General features: G+C 72.9%; 19 protein-coding genes. 6 read left to right on the top strand and 13 right to left on the bottom strand.

Annotated elements, in window-relative coordinates; genetic code table 11:
• The first annotated feature begins 10 nt into the window (after window positions 1–10).
• Window positions 11–775, top strand: a complete 765-nt coding sequence (locus ACZ52J_RS33745) for a hypothetical protein (protein WP_465624184.1) — start codon at window positions 11–13, stop codon at window positions 773–775.
• The gene (locus ACZ52J_RS33740) at window positions 772–1,698 is read left to right on the top strand and encodes an MvdC/MvdD family ATP grasp protein (RefSeq protein ID WP_465624182.1); all 927 of its coding nucleotides are present in this window, start codon (window positions 772–774) and stop codon (window positions 1,696–1,698) included. The genes ACZ52J_RS33745 and ACZ52J_RS33740 overlap by 4 nt, the downstream gene beginning before the upstream one ends.
• Before the next feature lie 361 nt (window positions 1,699–2,059).
• Here the strand turns inward: ACZ52J_RS33740 and ACZ52J_RS33735 are convergent, their stop codons facing one another.
• Window positions 2,060–2,809 (bottom strand): hypothetical protein, encoded by a 750-nt coding sequence (locus tag ACZ52J_RS33735; RefSeq protein WP_360503673.1) that lies wholly within the window; start codon window positions 2,807–2,809, stop codon window positions 2,060–2,062.
• Between the two features lie 226 nt (window positions 2,810–3,035).
• Between ACZ52J_RS33735 and ACZ52J_RS33730 the strand changes: the two genes are divergently transcribed.
• Complete coding sequence (locus ACZ52J_RS33730; RefSeq protein ID WP_360503676.1) at window positions 3,036–3,410, top strand: hypothetical protein; 375 nt, start codon at window positions 3,036–3,038, stop codon at window positions 3,408–3,410.
• A gap of 215 nt (window positions 3,411–3,625) precedes the next feature.
• Here ACZ52J_RS33730 and ACZ52J_RS33725 read toward each other — a convergent pair whose 3' ends face one another.
• The 4 genes from ACZ52J_RS33725 to ACZ52J_RS33710 all read right to left on the bottom strand — a co-directional run bounded on the left by ACZ52J_RS33725 (window position 3,626) and on the right by ACZ52J_RS33710 (window position 7,110).
• Entirely contained in the window at window positions 3,626–4,237 is a 612-nt protein-coding gene (locus tag ACZ52J_RS33725; protein WP_465624180.1) for a TetR/AcrR family transcriptional regulator, read from the bottom strand.
• Window positions 4,234–5,769 carry an MFS transporter gene (locus tag ACZ52J_RS33720; protein WP_465624178.1) on the bottom strand — a complete coding sequence of 512 codons (1,536 nt, stop codon included), beginning with the start codon at window positions 5,767–5,769 and terminating at the stop codon, window positions 4,234–4,236. The genes ACZ52J_RS33725 and ACZ52J_RS33720 overlap by 4 nt, the downstream gene beginning before the upstream one ends.
• Before the next feature lie 73 nt (window positions 5,770–5,842).
• The gene (locus ACZ52J_RS33715) at window positions 5,843–6,481 is read right to left on the bottom strand and encodes an NTP transferase domain-containing protein (protein WP_465624176.1); all 639 of its coding nucleotides are present in this window, start codon (window positions 6,479–6,481) and stop codon (window positions 5,843–5,845) included.
• A 68-nt stretch (window positions 6,482–6,549) separates the two neighbouring features.
• Window positions 6,550–7,110: an NUDIX hydrolase gene (locus ACZ52J_RS33710; protein WP_465624174.1), complete on the bottom strand. Its 561-nt coding sequence runs from the start codon at window positions 7,108–7,110 to the stop codon at window positions 6,550–6,552.
• Between ACZ52J_RS33710 and ACZ52J_RS33705 the strand changes: the two genes are divergently transcribed.
• Window positions 7,079–7,342 (top strand): phospholipase A2, encoded by a 264-nt coding sequence (locus tag ACZ52J_RS33705; protein WP_465624222.1) that lies wholly within the window; start codon window positions 7,079–7,081, stop codon window positions 7,340–7,342. The two genes, ACZ52J_RS33710 and ACZ52J_RS33705, sit on opposite strands and share 32 nt — an antisense overlap.
• Here ACZ52J_RS33705 and ACZ52J_RS33700 read toward each other — a convergent pair.
• The 6 genes from ACZ52J_RS33700 to ACZ52J_RS33675 all read right to left on the bottom strand — a co-directional run bounded on the left by ACZ52J_RS33700 (window position 7,312) and on the right by ACZ52J_RS33675 (window position 14,660).
• Window positions 7,312–9,789 (bottom strand): helicase associated domain-containing protein, encoded by a 2,478-nt coding sequence (locus ACZ52J_RS33700; protein ID WP_465624172.1) that lies wholly within the window; start codon window positions 9,787–9,789, stop codon window positions 7,312–7,314. The two genes, ACZ52J_RS33705 and ACZ52J_RS33700, sit on opposite strands and share 31 nt — an antisense overlap.
• Before the next feature lie 131 nt (window positions 9,790–9,920).
• Window positions 9,921–10,193, bottom strand: a complete 273-nt coding sequence (locus tag ACZ52J_RS33695) for a hypothetical protein (RefSeq protein ID WP_360503697.1) — start codon at window positions 10,191–10,193, stop codon at window positions 9,921–9,923.
• Complete coding sequence (locus ACZ52J_RS33690; RefSeq protein WP_465624170.1) at window positions 10,190–10,888, bottom strand: helix-turn-helix domain containing protein; 699 nt, start codon at window positions 10,886–10,888, stop codon at window positions 10,190–10,192. Before ACZ52J_RS33690 ends, ACZ52J_RS33695 begins: the two co-directional genes overlap by 4 nt.
• Window positions 10,885–13,245 (bottom strand): hypothetical protein, encoded by a 2,361-nt coding sequence (locus ACZ52J_RS33685; RefSeq protein ID WP_465624168.1) that lies wholly within the window; start codon window positions 13,243–13,245, stop codon window positions 10,885–10,887. Before ACZ52J_RS33685 ends, ACZ52J_RS33690 begins: the two co-directional genes overlap by 4 nt.
• A gap of 7 nt (window positions 13,246–13,252) precedes the next feature.
• Window positions 13,253–13,906, bottom strand: a complete 654-nt coding sequence (locus ACZ52J_RS33680; protein ID WP_465624167.1) for a DNA-binding protein — start codon at window positions 13,904–13,906, stop codon at window positions 13,253–13,255.
• A 160-nt stretch (window positions 13,907–14,066) separates the two neighbouring features.
• Complete coding sequence (locus tag ACZ52J_RS33675) at window positions 14,067–14,660, bottom strand: TetR/AcrR family transcriptional regulator (RefSeq protein ID WP_360503709.1); 594 nt, start codon at window positions 14,658–14,660, stop codon at window positions 14,067–14,069.
• Between the two features lie 176 nt (window positions 14,661–14,836).
• Here ACZ52J_RS33675 and ACZ52J_RS33670 point away from each other — a divergent pair, with 176 nt between their 5' ends.
• Together ACZ52J_RS33670 and ACZ52J_RS33665 are read left to right on the top strand one after the other, a co-directional pair.
• Window positions 14,837–15,820, top strand: coding sequence for an alpha/beta hydrolase family protein (locus ACZ52J_RS33670; protein WP_465624164.1), 984 nt, complete (start codon window positions 14,837–14,839; stop codon window positions 15,818–15,820).
• 92 nt (window positions 15,821–15,912) lie between these two features.
• A complete protein-coding gene (locus ACZ52J_RS33665) occupies window positions 15,913–16,932 on the top strand; it encodes an aldo/keto reductase (protein WP_465624163.1) in 1,020 nt (339 codons plus the stop codon).
• Between the two features lie 98 nt (window positions 16,933–17,030).
• Here the strand turns inward: ACZ52J_RS33665 and ACZ52J_RS33660 are convergent, their stop codons facing one another.
• Together ACZ52J_RS33660 and ACZ52J_RS33655 are read right to left on the bottom strand one after the other, a co-directional pair.
• Window positions 17,031–17,675 carry a hypothetical protein gene (locus ACZ52J_RS33660; protein ID WP_465624161.1) on the bottom strand — a complete coding sequence of 215 codons (645 nt, stop codon included), beginning with the start codon at window positions 17,673–17,675 and terminating at the stop codon, window positions 17,031–17,033.
• Entirely contained in the window at window positions 17,672–18,370 is a 699-nt protein-coding gene (locus ACZ52J_RS33655) for an RNA polymerase sigma factor (protein ID WP_465624159.1), read from the bottom strand. The genes ACZ52J_RS33660 and ACZ52J_RS33655 overlap by 4 nt, the downstream gene beginning before the upstream one ends.
• Window positions 18,371–18,374: the final 4 nt, after the last annotated feature.

Genomic DNA, 18,374 nt, shown 5'->3' with positions numbered 1-18,374 from the left:
GCCCCGCATCATGTGGCTGGTGCTCTGCGATCCCGGCGACCAGGCGGCCCTGTGGGCCCACGAGGGACTGCGAAAACGCGGACTGGAACCGCTGGAACTGCTCTCCCCGCAGGCCCTGCTCGGCTCCACCAGGTCGGCCCACCGCGTCGGCCGGCACGGAGCCGCCTTCGACATCGCCCTGCCCGACGGGCGCGTCCTGGCCAGCCGGGACGTCTCCGGCGTGCTCAACCGGGTGGCCGCCGCACCCTTCGGGCTCCTGCCGTTCGACACCCACGCCGACGCCCGGTACGCCCAGGAAGAACTGAGCGCCCTCCTGCTCAGCCTGCTCACCTGCCTCGCCCCGGTCTCGGTCAACCGGCCCGGCGCGACCGGCCTGTGCGGAGCCTGGCGCTCGACTGCGGAGTGGACCGTCCTCGCGGCCAGGGCGGGACTGCCGGTGCCACCGGCCCGGATCTCCAGCAGCCCCGAACCCGAGCCACCCTGCGACGCGCCCGGCTCCGGCGGTGTCCTGGTGCTCGGCGAACACGTATTCGGCGAACACGGCTTCGGCGCGACCGCGGCCGAGGACGAGAAGGCGTACGTACGCCTCGCCCGGCTCGCCGGCACCGACCTGCTCGGGCTCGACCTGCACCGTGACGGCGGGCAGCAGGTGGTCTTCGCAGGAGCGACCCCGCTACCCGACCTCCGCTCCGGCGGCGACCCGTTCCTCGACCGCCTGCTCGACCACCTCACCGGCCTTTCCGGCCCTTCCGGCCTTTCGGAAGAAACTCGATGATCATCCTCTGCGGCATCGCGAGCGAGGCGCCGATCGCCCGGGTCACCGCCGAACTCGACGAGTTGGGCCTTCCCTACACGCTTCTCCACCAACGGCTCTTCCTGGAGCTGCCGTTCGAGCTGAACGCCACCGCCACCGGCGTCCGGGGACGGCTGACCGGGAACGGCGGATCCGTCGACTGCGCCGAAGTGACCGGCATCTACGCCCGACTCATGGACTGGCGCCGACTGCCGGAAGCCCGCGAAGCGAACGAAGCAGGCGCGGCCGGCCGGGACACCCTCCGCAGGTGCCAGGCCTGGCACGAGGCCCTGAGCACCTGGATCGAAATCGCCCCGGGCCGCGTGATGAACCGGGCGGCCGCGACGGCGTCGAACCTGTCGAAGCCCTACCAGTCCCAGTTGATCCGCCACGCCGGATTCCGGGTGCCGGAGACACTCGTCACCAACGACCCCGAGCTGGTCCACGACTTCAAGGCACGCCACGGCGAGCTGGTCTACAAGTCGATCAGCTGCCAACGATCCGTCGTCCACCTCCTCGACCGGGACGCGATGGACCGCCTGCCCCTCATCCGCTCCTGCCCCGTGCAGTTCCAGCAGCGCGTCAAGGGCACCAACATCCGCGTGCACACCGTTGCCGACGACGTGTTCGCCACCCGGATCGACACCGACCGGGTGGACTACCGCTACGCCCACCAAGACGGCGGCCGGGCCGAGCTCTCCCCGTGCCAGCTACCCGACGACCTGGCCGAGCGATGCCTGCACCTCGCCGAGGAACTGGGACTGGCCCTGGCCGGCATCGACCTGATGCTCGCCGACGACGGCGACGTCTACTGCTTCGAGGTCAACCCCAGCCCGGCCTTCAGCTACTTCGAGTCCCACACCGGCCAACCCATCGCCCGCGCCATCGCCCTCGCCCTCCGCTGACGGAGTCGCTGGAGGGCGAGCAGCTCACCCGGGCCGTCCGGCACGTTCACCCGAACCGCCCACAACCCCCGAACCCGATCCACCACGGCTCGGTCCTTCTGAACCGTCCTTCAAACCCCACCCCGAAACCCGGCCGCTCAACGAACCACTGGGCCACCACGGCCAACAGGTCACACCCAACGCTGAGCCGTCATACCTCCGAGCAGATGGCGCGCTGCCGATCGGACTATCAGCCCCAGGCATCGGACCGGCTTCCGGGAGAGGCGGGAACCATGGATCCACGCCACCTCAGGCTGCACATGGTGCGCCGGCTGGACGGCTGGGCGGCCGGGGTGTGGGGGCGGGGGTGAGGCCGGGGTGGTCAGGTGCCGGGGGTCGGCGTGGGGCGGCCGACTTGCAGGTGGTAGTCCGCGGCGGTGGCGAAACCGCCCGCGCTGCCTCGCAGGCTCAGCTCGTGGCGGCCGGGGGTGAGCGGTTCCAGCCGCACCCACAGGCCGCACGCGTACTGGTAGAGCTTCCCGGAGCCGGCGGTGAAGGGGTTGCCCTTGACCGCGTCGAACCCGATCGGGGTCGGGTCGATCGTTTCGACGGTGAGTGCGTGGCCGTCCAGGGTGGCGCTGCCCTCGGCGGCGGTCATGAAGTCCAGGCAGTCGCTGCGGACGCCGATCAGGTTCACCACGGGGAAGATGATCGGCATGTCGGCGGGGACGGTGCAGGAGCGTGTGACGGCTCCGCCCGTGGTGCCGGCGAGGAACCAGAGGTCGGCCTTCTGCCCCTGGCCGCAGAGGTGGCCGTCGCGGTCGAGGACGGGATTGCGGGCCTGCTCGATCGAGGCGGCCCAGCTCCACCAGCTCGACTGGACGTCGTACGGGAGCATGGCCCGCACCCTGGCCGTGTAGGCGGGGTTCGCGTCGGGCGGGGGGTCCTGCGTCGCCGGGGCGCTGGGCGAAGGAGCCTTGGCGGCGGCGGGGCTGGAGGCGGCCCGGTCGGAGGCGGTCGGGCCGGAGGCGGCCCGGTCCGATGCGGCGGGGCCGGAGGCCGGTGAGCCGGTGCAGGCCGCGGTGAGGGCGAGGGCGCCGACGAGCAGCCCGGCCAGTCGTCTGGGAAGCATGATCGCAAAGCCTAGAGGGCGGCGAGCCGACGGCGCCCGGAATATTCCTGGAGTGGCGGCCCGGCCCGGACGGGGCGAGCGGGACGAGTGAGCGGCAGCAGGACGGGGACCGCGGCCAGGAACCCTGTCGCCGGCAGTCCAGCGCCGTGACGCGCCCGGCGGATAATGGCCGGGACCGCAGGCCGGCTGCGCCGGCGGCACGGATCGATGGAGAGGCGGAGGACGGATGACCCTCACGGAAGGCCGGCGCGTCAGGTTGGCCGAGGACCTCGGGATCGGCGAGGCGGTCGCCGGGGAGCCCGGGGCCGTCGTCGGGTTCTTCTCGCTGGGAGCCGGGCTCGAGGGCACCGTCGAGCGGGTGGACGGGGAGCTCCCGGAGAGTCATGAGATCCGCGAGTACCAGCGACTCAAGGCCCTGTTCGAGGACTACGGGCACACCATGCCGGTGGCGAGCCGTGAACGGCTGGAGGCGGAGATCGCCGTACTGGAGCCGGAGTGGGCCGCGCACCGGGAGCGGGGGAAGCAGGTGACGGTCCGGGTCCGGCTGGACAACGGCTTCGTCCTCGACGGGGCGCACCAGGACATCCTCACCCCGCTGTGAGGGAGGACGTCCTGGTGCGGCGGCGGCAGGCCCGCCGGGCGGGCTGACGGCGTCGCCGGGCGAGTGGACGGCGTCGCCGGGCCGGAGGTTGTCGGTCGGCGCGCCGGACATCGGGCGCGGTTCGGCAGCGACCGTGTCGACGCCCTGTTCGCAGGGGGCGTCGCCGCCGGGAGCCGGCTGCGAACAGCGCCGGAGCGCCGGCCACTGTGGGTGAACTACGGTGCGTGCGCGGGTTCGTCAGCGGGTGCGTCGGCGGGCGGAAGGTGTCCGCCGGCTCCGCTCAGCAACTGGTGGAGCAGGTCGAGCACCTCGGTGGGCTGCGCCCCGGCGAGGTGGCCGAGGGTGCCGGCCGAGCGGGCGAGGATCACCCCGCTGAAGGCCGCGGCGGCGAGTTCCGCCCGCAGTTCGGGGCGGTCCAGGCCGTCGCGCTCGAAGCGCTCGCGCAGCGGGTCGACCAGCCGCCGGTCCAGGTGTGCCTGCGCGGCCTCCTGGACGGAAGGGTCGCCGGAGGGCTGCATGACGATCTGCAGGATCGGGCTGGTGCGGCGTTCGAAGAGTTCGAACAGGTCGCCGAGCCGCTGTGTGTCGAGCAGGTCGGCGGGGGTTTCGTCGCCGTGCTCGGCTTGGACCAGGGCGAGGTAGAGCTGGGTCTTGCCGCCGAAGTAGCGGGCGATCAGGGCCGGGTCCACACCGGCGCGTTCGCCGATCTCGCGGGTGGTGGTGCGCTCGAATCCGCGCTCGGCGAAGAGTTCGCCGGCCGCGTTCAGCAGTTCCTCGCGGCTGCGGGCCGCGTCCCGTCGGCGCGCCCGGGCGGGGGTCTGGCTCACCCGCGCGCTCCGCTGTCGCGACCCGAGGTCGCCCTGGTCGTGCTCTCGTTCACCAGCAACTCCTTCACCGGCAACTCGTTCACCGGCAACTCGTTCACCGGCAACTCCTTCACCGGCAACTCCTCGTTCGCGGACCGCACCGACGGCCTTCCGCCCGCTCCGGCGGTCGCGCCGGGGTCCGTCGCGGCACGGCGCCGCGGCAAGACGATGGTAATCACCGCGACGAGGATCCACACCGCACAGCCGATCAGGGCGGCGACGCGGTAGCCGTCGCCGGAGGGCAGCGCGTTCCCAGGCGCGGTGTGGGCCTGCAGCACGGCGGCGCTGAGCGCGCTGCCAGTGGAGTAACCGACGTAGCGCAGCACCTGGTTGAAGGCGACGGCGCTGCCGGTCTGGTCGGCCGGTACCGCGCCGACGATGAGTCCGGGCATGACGGCGAAGGTGCAGCCGACGCCCAGCCCGGCGATCGCCATGACCGCGAACGCTTCCCAGAGCCGGTCGCGGGCGACCAGGAACACCAGCATCGACAGCAGCGACAGTCCGCATCCGATGGGGAGCACCAGTGCCGGGGAGGTGCGCCGGGCCAGCACCGGGACGACCTTGCTGGAGAGCACACTGGCCACCGAGAACGGCAGCAGGACCAGGCCCGCGACGGTGACCGAGGCGCCGAAGCCGTAGCCGGCGGAGCCCGGGGTCTGCACGAATCGCGTCAGCAGGGACATCAGCAGGTACATCCCGACGCCCACGACCAGCGCGGCCACGTCGGCCGTCAGCACCACGCGGTGACGCAGCGAGCGCAGGTCGACGAGCGGGTGGGCGGTGCGCAACTCGTGGCGGGCCCACCAGGCCAGCAGCAGCACGGCGCCGGCGGCCAGGGCGAGCAGGCCGGGCGCGGTCCAGCCCCGGTTCTCGCCCTCGCTGAGGACGAGCAGCACGCCGCTCAGGCCCAGGCCGAGCAGGACGGCGCCGAGCGTGTCCAGCGGCTCGGGCCGACGGTTCGCGGCGGCCACCGGCAGCACCAGTGCCCCGGCGGCCAGGGCGACGGCGCTGATGGCCGCGCCGAACCAGAAGCCGGCGTGCAGGCCGAAGGACTGGGCGAGCAGTCCGGTGAGCGGATAGCCCAGGCCCACGCCGGCCACCGTGGTGATGGAGAGCATCGCCACGGCGGAGCGGGCACGCTCACCGGTCAGGCAGTCGCGGGCGGTGGCGATGGCGAGCGGCGTCAGCCCGAGGCCGACGCCTTGCAGGGCGCGGCCCACCACCAGACACCCGAAGCCCAGCGGGAGCGCGCCGAGCACGCTGCCCACCAGCACGGTGGCGACGGCGATGAGCATCACCGCCCGCCGCCGGGGCCCGTCGCCCAGCCGTCCCATGACCGGGGTGGCCACCGCGCCGACCAGCATGGTGACGGTCAAAGACCACTGCGCGTCGGTGAGCGAGACGTGATCGACGGCCGCGATCGTCGGCACCAGGGGCGCACCGAGGCTGCTGATGACAGCCACCACCATGCCGAGGAACACCAGAACGGGCACCAACGCCTTTTGTCGCAAGCCTGCTGCGTACACGACCCACCACTCTCCCCGCTTTAGTCATCAGTTGATGTCTTCATATGATGACATGAGGGTGGAAGGACCGGTGGGGCAGCCTGGGATGTGCCGGGCGACCGGCGGCGACGGGCGACAGGAAGAGGCGGCCGGTGTTCTGTGCTCCGGGCCCGGGGTCGGTGGTGACGGTCCAGGTGACGGCAGCCGGGCGGGCGCGGTGTGCGGCGACGGCGGCGAGCAGCCGGTTGACCGGGACGAGGGTGTCGGCAGGCAGGAGCACCGCGAGCGGGGTGTCGGGCAGGTTGGCCAGGGCGGCGTAGGCGGCTCCGGCGGTGCCTAGCGGCTGGTGCTCGCGGTGGATGGTCAGCTCCACCTGCCGGGCGCAGTGGGTGAGGGCGTAGGCCTCGACGTCCTGGGCGCCGGTGGCAGGGTCGGTGCTGGTGAGCACCGCAATGCGGCGCATGCCGATAGCGGTGAGCTGGGTTAGGGCGTGACCGAGCATCGGGGTCGGGCCGTTGGTGGTGTCGATCGGCACGAGCACCTTCGGCGTGGACTGCAGCTCGGGGTCGGCGGCTACGCGCAGCCGGGTGCCCCGGCCGCCGGCCAGGACCAGGGCGACGGTTCGCTCGGGCAAGCAGAGCAGGGTGCTGCTGTAGTACTGGATGGTGGTGGTGGTGGGGGTGGTGCTCCATTCGGTCACGGGGGGTCCTCCCAGGTAGCGGGCGGGCGTGGTGTGGTCGGCCCGGCCCCCGTGCCGCTGACCTCCGGCTACAGGAGCTGGAGGTGGTCGAGGGCGAGGTAGGCCGCTGCGGTGTCGGTCATCGCTCCCAGGCGCAGCACGCGGTCGCGGAACTCGTGCAGGGGGAGGGTGACGACGTCGATGAACTCGGTGCGTTCGGGGGTCGGTTCAGCGACCCTGACGCAGTCGGTGGCGAGGAAGACGGTGCGGCGGACGTTGGAGTAGGCGTCGTGCCAGTAGGAGCCGATCTCGGCGATCGTGCCCTGGTAGCCGGTCTCCTCCAGCAGTTCCCGGGCGATGGCGACCGCGGCCTGCTCGCCCGGCTCGATGAAGCCGCCGGGGAGTTCATGCAGGACGCGCTCGGGGCCGGGCCGGTACTGGCGGGCGAGGATGACGTGCCGGTCGGGAGTGAGGGCGAGCACGGCGCCAACGGGCCGCTCGCGCTTGAGGTAGAACTCCTCCTTCCGTCCATCGGGCATCTCGAAGTCGACTTGATCGACGGCTCGCCCGAACTTCAACTGGGACACCGACGTCTGCAACTCCCCCGCACCGGACAGGATCGACGGCTTCGACTTCAGTCTCGCCTGCATCCGCCACGACTTCGGGTACCACGACTACAAGGACCTGTACGGAGAAGATGGCTTCCGCAACAGCCTGACCGGCCCCTCCCCCAAGGCCCGTGTCGACGGCGTCTTCCTCCAGGACCTGACCGAGGCCTGCGAGGCCCCGAGCCGGCCGCGCGTTCACACCACCGCCGAGCGCGAGGCGTGCCACCGGATCGCCGGCTCGTACTACTCGGCGGTCGTCCTCTCCCGCGGCTGACCCGCCGGCCGTCCCCGGCGCGCCGCGCCGCCGACCCGGAACACCGGGCCGGCGGCGCGGCGCGGTTGAAGGGCGTCCAGCAGGGCGGTCTGCTGATCGGTCAGTTTGCCCTCGGTGCGGGCCTTGTCCTGCTTGCGCAGCCACGTGCCGGGCCGGAACGCCGGGTCGGCCTCGCCGCCGGTGCGGTTGACGGGGCCGGTGAGGGTGCCGCCGGCGGTGAGGTAGGCGAGCAGGCGGCGGTAGGAGCGGTTCCAGTCCGGTTCCAGGCGCCACAGCTCGTCCAGCGCGTCGAGCTTGGCGGCCTGCTCCTCGGTCAGGTTCTCCGCCCTGCGCTGGCGGCGCATCCACGCGCCCACCGCGTAGTCGTCCAGCTTCGCGGTCGCCGGGATCGCCAGATGGCCGTGCTGCCGCTGATAGGCCCTCGCGTAGGCGTGGCCGCGCTCCCACGCGTTGGCGTTCTTCGACCAGATCATGCCGAGCGCCTCCAGTTCGGAGACGCGGGCGGGGTCGAGCAGGCCCTGGCCGTTCAGGTGGCGCTGACGGGCGAGCCAGGAGACCAGCTCGGCGTGCGTCGTCCGGTCGGTGGGGTCGAGGTGGCCGTGCTCCAGGTGGAACACGGCCGCGACCGCGTGCATGCGCTGCCACTCGGTGGCCCGCGGGTTGAACACCCGTAGTTTCACGGCTTGCAGGATCGCGCCGGCGTGGTGCCGGGCGTCGATCCGCAACCAGTCGATCGGCGACTGCGGCGCCGTGGGGCGCTGCTCCCCCTCGCCGGCCTGGGTGACCGCGTTCTCCGGGGTCTCCGTCGTGGTGGCCTCCGCCGTGGTGACGTGCTGGGGCTGGGCGCGGTGGGCGCGCAGTTCGGTGATGCGGCCGACCACCCGGGCGTCGTGCGCCGCCAGGGCGCGCAGGACGCGCCAGATCGTCCGGAACGACGAGGCTTCGATCTCGCTGTCGGCCTCGGCCTTCACCGCCTCCCCGGCCTCGCGGACCTCGGCGGGGTCGGCGTCGGCGGTGTCGTCACCGACCTCCGGGGTCGGCAGGTAGACCGGGATGACGACCCAGCTGACCTTGCCCTGCCGGTAGGACTGGCGCAGCGCCCGGCCCACCGCCTGCACGATGTCGATCACCGACGACTTGGGGTCGGCGAAACAGACCGCGTCGACCGCGGCGATGTCGATGCCCTCGGACAGCAGTCGGGAGTTCGCGAGGATGCCGCACTCCTCGCCCTCCTCGCCGGGCCGCTCGCCGGTGTGGGCCCTGAACTCGGCGAACGCGGCCCGGCGTTCGCGCAGCCGGTCGGTGCCTGCCACCGCCTTCGCCCAGATCCGCTCCGGACGGTCCTCGTCCGCGAGCAACCCGGCCGCCTCCGGCAGGCCGGCGGCGAACTCCCGCGCCGCCGCCACCCGCGAGTGGAAGGTGATCACACGCCGTAGCTGGAGGTCGGCGACTGCGCGCAGCACGGCGATCTGCAGGGCCAGGCGCAGCAGTTCCTCGTTGGAGCGCTGGGAGCGCAGGTCGGCGATGGCGGGGAGGTTGAGGAGGTCCCGCAGGTCCTCGTCGGTGACGACGGGCACCAGGACGCGGTAGTCGGCGAGGTAGCCGTGCTCGATGCCCTGGCCGAGGGTCCAGGTGTAGACGATGGGGCCGTAGATCCGCTCGTCGTCCATCGAGCACAGCGCGGGCAGGGCCTGGGCCTGGGCGTCGGCGTCTGCGTTGGTGTCGGTGTCGGTGTCGGTGTCGGTGTCGGTGTCGCCGGTGAGGTCGTCCAGGCCCGCCGTCGCCGTCCGGTCGTCCGCGATCCTGGGGGTCGCGGTGCAGTAAAGCCGCCGCACGGCGGGGACCTGGTCGTCGTCGTGGACGGCCGCCCACGCCTTGCCCTCGGAGCCGGCCGTACGGTGGGCCTCGTCGACCACGACCAGGTCCCAGGCCGGGAGGCCGAACTGCTGGTGGGCCTGGACGATGCGCTCCAGCGAGGCGTAGGTCGCGTACACGGTGACCGCCTCCCCCGGCCGCACCGAGGCGACCAGGTCAGCGATCCGCGCAGCGTGTGTCGACACCTCCGCCCTGACCCGGCCGCCGGCCTCTGCGCTCTCCAGCGCCTCCTCCCGCGAGCAGGCCGCCACCGCCAGGCCCCTGCGACCGCCCCGCAGCGACCACGCCTCGGCCGTCTGCTCCAGCAGTTCGATCGTCGGCACCAGCACCAACACCCGTCCCCGGGGCGCCAGTCGGCGCGCGCACCCGGCGGCGATCAGCGTCTTGCCGGAGCCGGTCGCCGCCACCACCGTCGCCCGGCCGCCCGTCTTCACGGCCTTCACGGCGGCGGCGACGGCGTCCTTCTGGAACCAGTGCAACGGCAACGGGTTCACCGCCGCGACACCGGGCGCCTGCGCCGGGACCGTGGTCTCGGTGGTGGTGGCGGTGGCGGTGGTCGTCGTGGTGTCCACGGCGCGGTGTCTCCTGTTCTGCCGGTACTGCCGGTACTGCCGGTACTGCCGGTACTGCCGGTACTGCCGGTACTGCCGGTACTGCCGATCATGGCTGCGGACCGATCGTGGGTGCGGACCGGTGGGTGGGTTCAGTCCGGGTAGGCGTAGCGGTTGAGGGTGTCGATGAGAGTTTCGACCAGGTCGCCGAACGGTGTGATCTCCCAGTCGCGGTCGGCGTCGAAGCAGTGTTCGGTCAGGAGGATGTCGCCGAGTTCATCGGTCAGCTGCTGGGCGTCCTCCTCGCCGGGCGGGGTGTCCGGGTCGAGGGGGACGCCGACTGCCCCGGCGGCGCGGCGCAGCAGCGCGAGGGAGTCGTCGGAGCCGGTGAACCAGGCCGGGCGGTCGGGGTGTCGGTCCGTCATGCGGGGATCCAGGCGCGGACTTCGAGGTACTGGATGTCGGCGTCCTCGACGGCGCGGCCGGTTTCGACGAGCCAGGTCCGCATGGCCTCGGTGACGTCGCCGTGGTGGGCGGCGACGCGGCGGGACCATTCGGCGGCGTCGAAGCCGCCGGTGGAGGCGGAGCCGTAGGTGCGTTCCTCGGTGCCGTCGGAGCGGGGGACGAAGCCGCGGCGTAGGCCGCCGGAGTCCTTCTCCGACCCGGCGGAGTAGACGTACTGGTCGGCGCGCATGCGGACGGTGAAGGCGAGGCGGCCGCCGGCCCGGCCGGTCTCGTGGACGACGGGGGCGAGGTGGGAGGCGCCGGAGCGGATGGCCTGGCGTCCGGCGCGTCCGGCCATCGATCCGCCCGCCTCGCCGACGACGTCCTTGCCCCGGACCCGGGCTTTCTGTCCGGTCTTGGTGCGACGGCGCTCCACGTTCTCCTGGGCGATCGCGGTCAGGGTCTCGGTGTCGCGTTCGCCGCCGCGCACCGCGCGGAGGACCTGGCGCAGCGCGTTGACGAAGGCCGCACCCTTGCCCTTGGTGAAGAACTGGGAGACCAGCGAGGCGTCACGGCCGAGCATGGCGGCGATCTGGCGCTTGGTGTAGCGCTGGTCGATCAGCTGCTGGGTGAGGCGGGCGGCCTCGTTGGGGTTGTTCGGGTCGGCGGGGCTCACTGCGGCTCACTTCCGTCCGCGCCCGTGGCGGCACCGGCAGCGGCGTTTTCAACGGCGAGTCCGGCGGCGACTCCGGAGGCGAGTTCGACGCGGCCGCGGGCGCGCAGGGCGAGGTACTGCTCCTGGCTGGTGGGGTGCGGGACGGGCCCGGTGAGGTGGCCCTTGAGGAGGTAGTCGCCGGGTTCGCCCCGGTAGGGCCAGGGTTGGCGTTCGGTCAGGGCGATGCCGTCAGTACCGAAGTAGACGACGGTGCCGGGCCGGGCGTGCAGGGCGCCGGCGCTGCCGACGACATCCTTGCCCTGGCGGTACTTCATGTCCAGCAGGGCGGCCCGCGCTCCGGACCACACGTAGGCGGCCCATTCGGGGTGGGCGTAGGGGTCGCGGGAGAACCCGGCCTGGCGCTGCCAGGTCACCACGGCGTCGTCCTGGCCGAGGATCTCCACGCCGGCCGGCAGGGTCTCGCCGACCGGTGTGGTGCCCGAGACCAGGCGGGGGCGCTGCGCGAAGCCGCCGAGGCCGAACAGCAGGACGGCGCGTACGGCGCGCGAGGCCAGGTAGGCGGCGGTGCGCTGCCGGGCGTCGGTGTGCGCCTTCGAGAGGTTGGTCAGGTCCGCCCAGGCGGCCTTGAGGCGTTTGCCCCATTCGTCGAGCGGCTTGCCGTCCTCCCACACCAGGCCGCCGAGGACCTCGATCCGCCACGGCGCGAGGTGGTTGGCGAGGGCGAGGTGGATCTCGGCGCCGCCCGCCCAGGTCGTGAACGTGGCGCCCGGCTCGGACGGGTAGACCCAGGCGCGGTCGCCGGTGACGGGCGCCGGAAGCAGGCCGACGTGCTTCCACCCGGCGGGAACGGTGACGCGGACGTTCCAGTGGGAGCAGGACATCAGGGCCTTGGTCTGCTCGGCTTCCGTCATGGCGGCGAAGGCCCGCGCGGTGATCCGCTGCGGGGTGCCGACCGGGGACTTCCACAGGTGCTTGGCGTAGGCGAAGGTGCGGTCGTACTCCACCAGGGCGGGCAGCTCGGCCGGGACGCGCGGGGGCAGGACCAGCTCGGTGCGGCCCTGGCCGCCGGTCGCGTGCAGCAGGCCGCGCAGTTCCTCGGACAGCACCGGGTAGCCGCCGGCGAACCGGCCCTTGACCGGGACGGTGCGCGACCACAGGTCCCGTCCGGTCTGCGACGGCGAGCCCATCAGGACGACGTCGTCCCAGTGCCGGCGCAGCGCCTGCCACAGCAGCTTGAACGCCTCGCGCACCGTCACCACGTCGGCGCCGTCCGGGTCGAACCACTCCCCCACCGAGCGGATCTCGGTGCTCTCGCCGTCGGGGGCGGCGGCGGGGGCGTAGCGGCCGACGGGCTGGCGCTGGTGGACGAAGTGCCCGGCGAGCTTGTCGCGGCCCGCGCCGACGGCGGTGGTCCACCGCTCGCAGGGAGTGTTCAGCCAGGCGGCGACGGCGTCCTTGAGCGTGCTGTAACGCTCGGCGCCGTCGTGCCAGGGGGCGCCGGCGGTGATGTAGACGCGTTCGGTGCCCGGGGCGGCGGAGAGGACGGCGTCCAGGATCTCGCCGGGCGTCCGGGCACCGAGCGCGAGGCGCACGACGCGGTCGCGCACCGCGAGATCACCGGTCGCGGCGTCCAGGAACACCGTGGCGCGGGCCTGCTGGGTGAAGTTCGGTCGCTTGGAGACCAGGCCGGTGGTCACGGCCTCGAAGCGGGCGCCCGCCGGCCCCTCGGGGATGGTGGGCAGGTCACGCGGCCCGGCGACGGCCGCCGGGCGCGGGACGGCGGCGACTGCCGGGTGCTCCGCAGCAGCGACCGGAGCGACTGGAGCGACCGAGGCCGCCGGTTCGGCTGACGAAGCGGCGGCGAGGTTTTCGGCGGTGGCCGGCTCGGTGACGGCAGCGGCGGAGCGGGTCAGCGCCGGGGCAACCGCGACCGCCACTACGGGCTCCGGCTGTGGCTCCGGCTGCGGCGCCGCCTCTGCCTCTGTCTCTGTCTCTGCCACGGGCGCCGACGCCTGTACGGGCGCCTGAACGGGCGCGGGCACGGACGCGGGCGCGGGCACGGGCGCGGGCCCGGCGGCGACCCGCTCCTCCGCCGTGGCGGCGCGAACGGCGGACGGGGTCGGGTCCAGCACCGGAGCAAGCCGCACCACGTCGCCGAGCGTCAGGCCGGCGGCCTTGGCGATGGCGTCGGCCCTCGCGCCCTCGAACCCCGCGAGCCCGGTCACCCGGCGCGCGCGTTGGACGGTGAGCTTGTCCAGCTCCTTGCGCGCGGCCGCGACGATCTTCTCCGCGGCGGCGATCTCGGCGCGCAGCTCCCGCAGACCGGCGAGCTCGGCGGTGTACGTCCTACGGTCCATCAGCGGGTCACTCCCCTTCCACGGCGACGGCCGCAGCGACCACGTCGACAGCCGCGGCGGCCGCGCCGACCGTGGGGACGTAGGCAATCGGGCCGCCGGACACCGACGGCAGGCGGGTGCCGAGCAGCAGGTCGGCCAGGCGGGCGTCCTGCGGGTCGGCGGGAGTGGCGGCGTTGGCCGGTGCGGTGAGGTCGGTCAGACGGCCGGCCAGCCGGGACTTCGGGAACCGGAAGCGGGCTGCGGTGCCGGCGGCGCCGTCGGACTCCCACTCCGTCAGGCCGCTCAGCACCGCCACGACGAACCCGGTCACCGTCACCGGCAGCACCCCGCCGGCCGCGACCCGGGCCGGATCGCACCGCCACCAGCCGGACAGCGAGGCCAGCAACTGCTCCTCGTCGAGCGCCGTCCCGAAGCCGACCCACTCCCGGCCAGGCCCGTCCACTCGCCGGAGGGCGTCCGAGCGCAGCACCGCCACCTCCGCCGCACCGAGCACGCTCAGGTCGGCGACCGGCCGGGCCTGCAACGCCTGCAGTGCGGTCAACGGGAACACCTGCCGACCCGTCTCGCGCACCCCGGGCACCACGCCGGTGGCCATCAGCTTCTTCACCGTCGGGATCGAGCACCCGAGCGCCGACCCGGCCTGCCCGGTCGTCACGAACACACCCAGACCTCCACGCGTCTACAGCTAGCTTCAAACACTATCCCAAGCGGCGGCTCCCCTCTGGTAGGCCCCTCGCATACACCGAAGGGTCCGGTCGAGGGCGGTCGAGGGCGGTCCGGGGCCGTCCGGGGCCGTCCAGGGCCGTCCAGGGCCGTCGGCGTCAGGGTGACGGTGGTCGCTGCAGTCCCTGGAGGAGCAGTTCGATCAGTCGGCGGGGGTCGTAGCGGGGGTCGCTGTCGCGTCCGATGCAGAGGTTGCCGATGCCGCGCATCAGTTCGTAGGCGTGCGTGCCGGGTGTGATCTCGCCGGCGTCGACCGCGGCATCGAGCAGCTGCGCGCAGACGGGCACCAGGCGGTCGAGGAAGTAGGAGTGCAGCGCGTCGAAGCCGCTGTCTGATTCCAGGGTGTTGGCGAGCCCGTGCTTGGTGACCAGGAAGTCGACGAAGAGGTCGACCCACCGGCGCAGCGCCGTGAGGGGGGAGTCGGTGTCGGCCAGCAGGGTCGGGCCGGCCTCGGCACAGGCCTCGACCTGGTGGCGGTAGACGGCGACGACGAGGTCGGCCCGGGCTGGGAAGTGACGGTAGATGGTCCCGACACCGACGCCGGCCCTGGCCGCGATCGCGCGGATCGGCGCGTCGATGCCGGAGGTGGCGAACACCTCGGCGGCGGCAGTGAGGAGCGCCTGCTGGTTGCGCAGCGCGTCGGCCCGCTTGCTTCGGGTCGGCGCCTGCGCGGACCGGTCTGCGGTGGACACCACGTTCTCCGTCCGGACGATGGTTGACTAAGCGGAACGTTGTTCCGTATCGTAACTGGAACAAGGTTCCGCTTTGAGCTTAGCCGGAGCGGGGCCCTCCCGTCCGCCGCACCCGCCAGCCGAGCGAGACCGGCAGCAGAGCCGCAGGAAGGGAAAGGCACCTCATGACCGCACCGATGCGTGCAGCGACGACTGCACAGACGACTGCACCGACTCACGCCGCCGACACCGTCAGCGAGCCCGCCCCCGTCCTTTCCGTCCACCCGGTGGTCCTGCCGGCTCCCGGCCGCGCCGTGGACCTGAACCTGCGAGTCACCGCCCCCATGACCGGAGGCGACCTGCCGGTCATCCTCCTCTCGCACGGCCAGGGGCCCTCGAACAACCTCTCCTCACTGAACGGCTACGCCCCACTCGCCGACTACTGGGCGGCGCACGGCTTCGTCGTCATCCAGCCCACCCATCTCAGCTCGAGGACGCTGCGCCTGGATCCCCACACCCCCGGGGCACCGCTGTACTGGCGGTCACGGGCCGAGGACATGACGCGCATCCTCGACCGCCTCGACGCGATCGAGACCGCCGTCCCGCAGCTCCTCGGACGCCTGGACCCGAGCAAGGTGGCCGTGGCCGGGCACTCGATGGGCGGGCACACCGCGAGCCTGCTGCTGGGCGCCCGGCTCACCGACCCCGACCACGGCACCGAGGTGGACCTGGCCGAGCCCCGGATCACGGCGGGCGTGCTGCTCGCCGCACCGGGCAGAGGCGGCGACGCCCTCACCCGGTCCACCGCCGAGAACTACCCGTTCTTCCTGACCACCGACTTCTCCCGGATGACGACGCCCGCACTCGTCGTCGCCGGCGACCGCGACCTCTCCGCCCACCTCACGGTTCGCGGCGCGGCCTGGCACACCGACCCGTACGTCCTCTCCCCCGGCCCCAAATCCCTGCTCACGCTGTTCGGCGCGGAGCACGGCCTCGGCGGGATCTCCGGATACGACGTCGCCGAGACCACCGACGAGAACCCCGAGCGGGTCGCCGCCGTCCGGCGGCTCACCTGGGCCTACCTCCGCAGCGCGCTCTACCCCGGGGATCCCGCCTGGCGCACGGCGCGTGAGCTGCTCGCAGCCGGACCCGACCCGCTCGGACGGGTCGAGTCCAAGTAGCCCGCCGGCGCCACGCATCGCCACCACGCTTCGACCCGTCCGACCCGTCCGACCCGTCCGACCCATCCAATCCGTCATGGAGGAACACAGCCATGCAGTACCGCACCTTGGGCCGCACCGGTGTGCAGGTCGGCTCCCTCGCACTCGGCGCGATGAACTTCGGCAGGATCGGGCACACCACCCAGGACGAGGCCACCGCCATCGTCGACGCCGCCCTCGATGCCGGGATCAACCTCATCGACACCGCCGACGTGTACGGCGGCGGCGAGTCGGAGGAGATGGTCGGCAGGGCCATCGCCGGCCGCCGCGACGACATCGTGCTGGCCACGAAAGCCGGCCTGCCCGTCAGCGAGGAGCGCAACCACCGGGGCGGCTCGCGCCGCTGGCTGGTCACCGCGCTGGACAACAGCCTGCGCCGCCTCGGCGTCGACCACGTCGATCTCTACCAGATCCACCGGTGGGACCCGAGCACCGGCGACGAGGAGACCCTTTCCGCCCTGACCGACCTCCAACGCACCGGGAAGATCCGCTACTTCGGCTCCTCGACCTTCCCCGCCTACCGCATCGTGCAGGCCCAGTGGGCCGCCCGCGAACACCACCTGAGCCGTTACGTCACCGAACAGCCCAGCTACTCGATCCTGCAGCGCGGGATCGAGACCCACGTACTGCCCGTGGCCGAGGAGTACGGCCTCGGCGTGCTGGCGTGGAGCCCGCTGGCCTCGGGCTGGCTGTCCGGCGCGATCCGCGAGGGCCGGGAGGTCACCACCAACCGCTCCACGCTCATGCCGCAGCGCTTCGACACCACCATCCCGTCCAACCGGGCCAGGCTCGACGCGGTCGAGCAACTGGCCAAGGTCGCCGACGACGCCGGTCTGACGATGATCCAGCTCGCGCTCGGCTTCGTGACCGCGCACCCCGCCGTCACCGGCGCGCTCATCGGTCCCCGCACACGGGAGCACCTGCACGCGCAGCTCGCCGCCGCCGACACCGTGCTCTCCGCCGACGTGCTGGACGCGATCGACGCCATCGTGACACCCGGTGTCGACCTCGCCGCACACGAGAAGTCCGACACCCCGCCCGCGCTGCTCGACCCGTCACTGCGCCGCCGCTGACCTGCGCGGGCGCCCCGACGATCGTCGGGGCGCCCGCCGAGACTGCCGGAAGGCCGTGCCACAGCCCGTCACGGCCGCAGGGTGGGCCTACGGACGGATCAGCCCACGCCGACCTCGTTCGTCTGGGAGAGCGGGAAGCAAGCGGGAGTCTGCCTGGTCAGCGAGATCTCCAGGTTCCCGACGGTGCTCGGGTGGACCGCGCCCTTCGGGTCCTTGTCGAGCAGCAGCAGGCTCTCACCGGGCGGGATGGCGGCGGGGTGCAGGACCGCGATGCGCCCGTTGGCGGGATCCAGCGACATCACCGACTCCAGTCGGCTGCCGTCGGTGGCCACCGGGGTGTGGCAGGAGTCCGAGGGCGTCATGACCAGCGCGGGCACGCCCACCGAGCGAAGGGCGCCCTGGAGCCCGGACCAGTCGGCGCCGATCAGCTGGAAGGAGACGGTGCCGTCCTTGTTGGGGGTCACCGAGTAGGAGGCGGTGGTGAGCTGCACCGCGGTCGAGCCGCCGCCGTCCGTCCGGGAGGTGGCGGGGCCGGCCTGTGGCGCGGCGGTCCCGCCGGTGGAGCCGCTGTGCGGCACCAGGACGACCGCGGTGACCGCGGCGGCCAGCCCGAGGCCGGTCGCCACCAGCCTGCGGGTGTGGCGCGGCCGGATCCGAGCCGTGGCGCCGGTGGCGGGCAAGTCCGCTGCACGGGCGGCGAGTTCGGCGCCGAGCTGCTGCCGGAAGTGCAGGGGCGTGGTCACGAGGCGGCCTCCAGGAGTGCGTTCACGGACGTGCTGGTGGTGCTGGACGTGCTGGTGGTCCTGGACATGCTGGTAGCGCTGAACGTGCCGGTAGCGCTGGACGTGCCGGTAGCGCTGGACGTGCCGGTAGCGCCGCTGATGCCGGCGGTACTGGTGGCCTGCGGGGCGGCCTTCTGCAGAGCCTTGCGGGCCCGGTGCAGCCGCACCCGGGCGGTGGCCGCGCTGATGCCCAGCGCCTTGGCAGCCTCACGGACGGCCAGCCCGTCGACGGCCACCAGGTCCAGCACCGCACGCAGCGGCTCGGACAGGGCGGCGTGCTGGGCAGCCAGCCCGCGGGCCTCGCGGGCCGCGTCGATGCGTCCCTCGATCGCGGACACGTCCTGCTCGTCCAGCATCCGCTGGCCGGCGATCCTGGCCACCGCGTTGAGCTCGCGGACACTGCCGCGGAAGTGCGCAGCGATCACGTTGCGGGAGATGCCGTACAGCCAGGCGACGGGCGCGCCACGGCGGGCGTCGTAACTGTCGGCCTGCTCCAGCGCCGTCAGGAAGATGTCGGCCGTCAGATCGGCTGCCAGGTGCACGCTGTCGGTGCGCCGGGTGACGAAGCCGAGCACGGTATCGAACTGCTGCTGGTAGAACACGGCGAACGCCGCCGGGTCACGCGAGGGTGGCGCTATCGGATGCTCCGCTGACACGGAT

The organism is Kitasatospora sp. NPDC034035 (assembly GCF_055575755.1).
Note: the sequence above shows the minus strand (reverse complement) of the source record. Positions and strands in the feature narration are given on the sequence as shown.

Coding starts and splice junctions, on each gene's coding strand:
- ACZ52J_RS33745 (WP_465624184.1), top strand. CDS start 11: ATGTGGCTGGTGCTCTGCGATCCCGGCGACCAGGCGGCCCTGTGGGCC.
- ACZ52J_RS33740 (WP_465624182.1), top strand. CDS start 772: ATGATCATCCTCTGCGGCATCGCGAGCGAGGCGCCGATCGCCCGGGTC.
- ACZ52J_RS33735 (WP_360503673.1), bottom strand. CDS start 2,809: ATGCTTCCCAGACGACTGGCCGGGCTGCTCGTCGGCGCCCTCGCCCTC.
- ACZ52J_RS33730 (WP_360503676.1), top strand. CDS start 3,036: ATGACCCTCACGGAAGGCCGGCGCGTCAGGTTGGCCGAGGACCTCGGG.
- ACZ52J_RS33710 (WP_465624174.1), bottom strand. CDS start 7,110: ATGCAGGCGAGACTGAAGTCGAAGCCGTCGATCCTGTCCGGTGCGGGG.
- ACZ52J_RS33695 (WP_360503697.1), bottom strand. CDS start 10,193: ATGACGGACCGACACCCCGACCGCCCGGCCTGGTTCACCGGCTCCGAC.
- ACZ52J_RS33685 (WP_465624168.1), bottom strand. CDS start 13,245: ATGGACCGTAGGACGTACACCGCCGAGCTCGCCGGTCTGCGGGAGCTG.
- ACZ52J_RS33670 (WP_465624164.1), top strand. CDS start 14,837: ATGCGTGCAGCGACGACTGCACAGACGACTGCACCGACTCACGCCGCC.
- ACZ52J_RS33665 (WP_465624163.1), top strand. CDS start 15,913: ATGCAGTACCGCACCTTGGGCCGCACCGGTGTGCAGGTCGGCTCCCTC.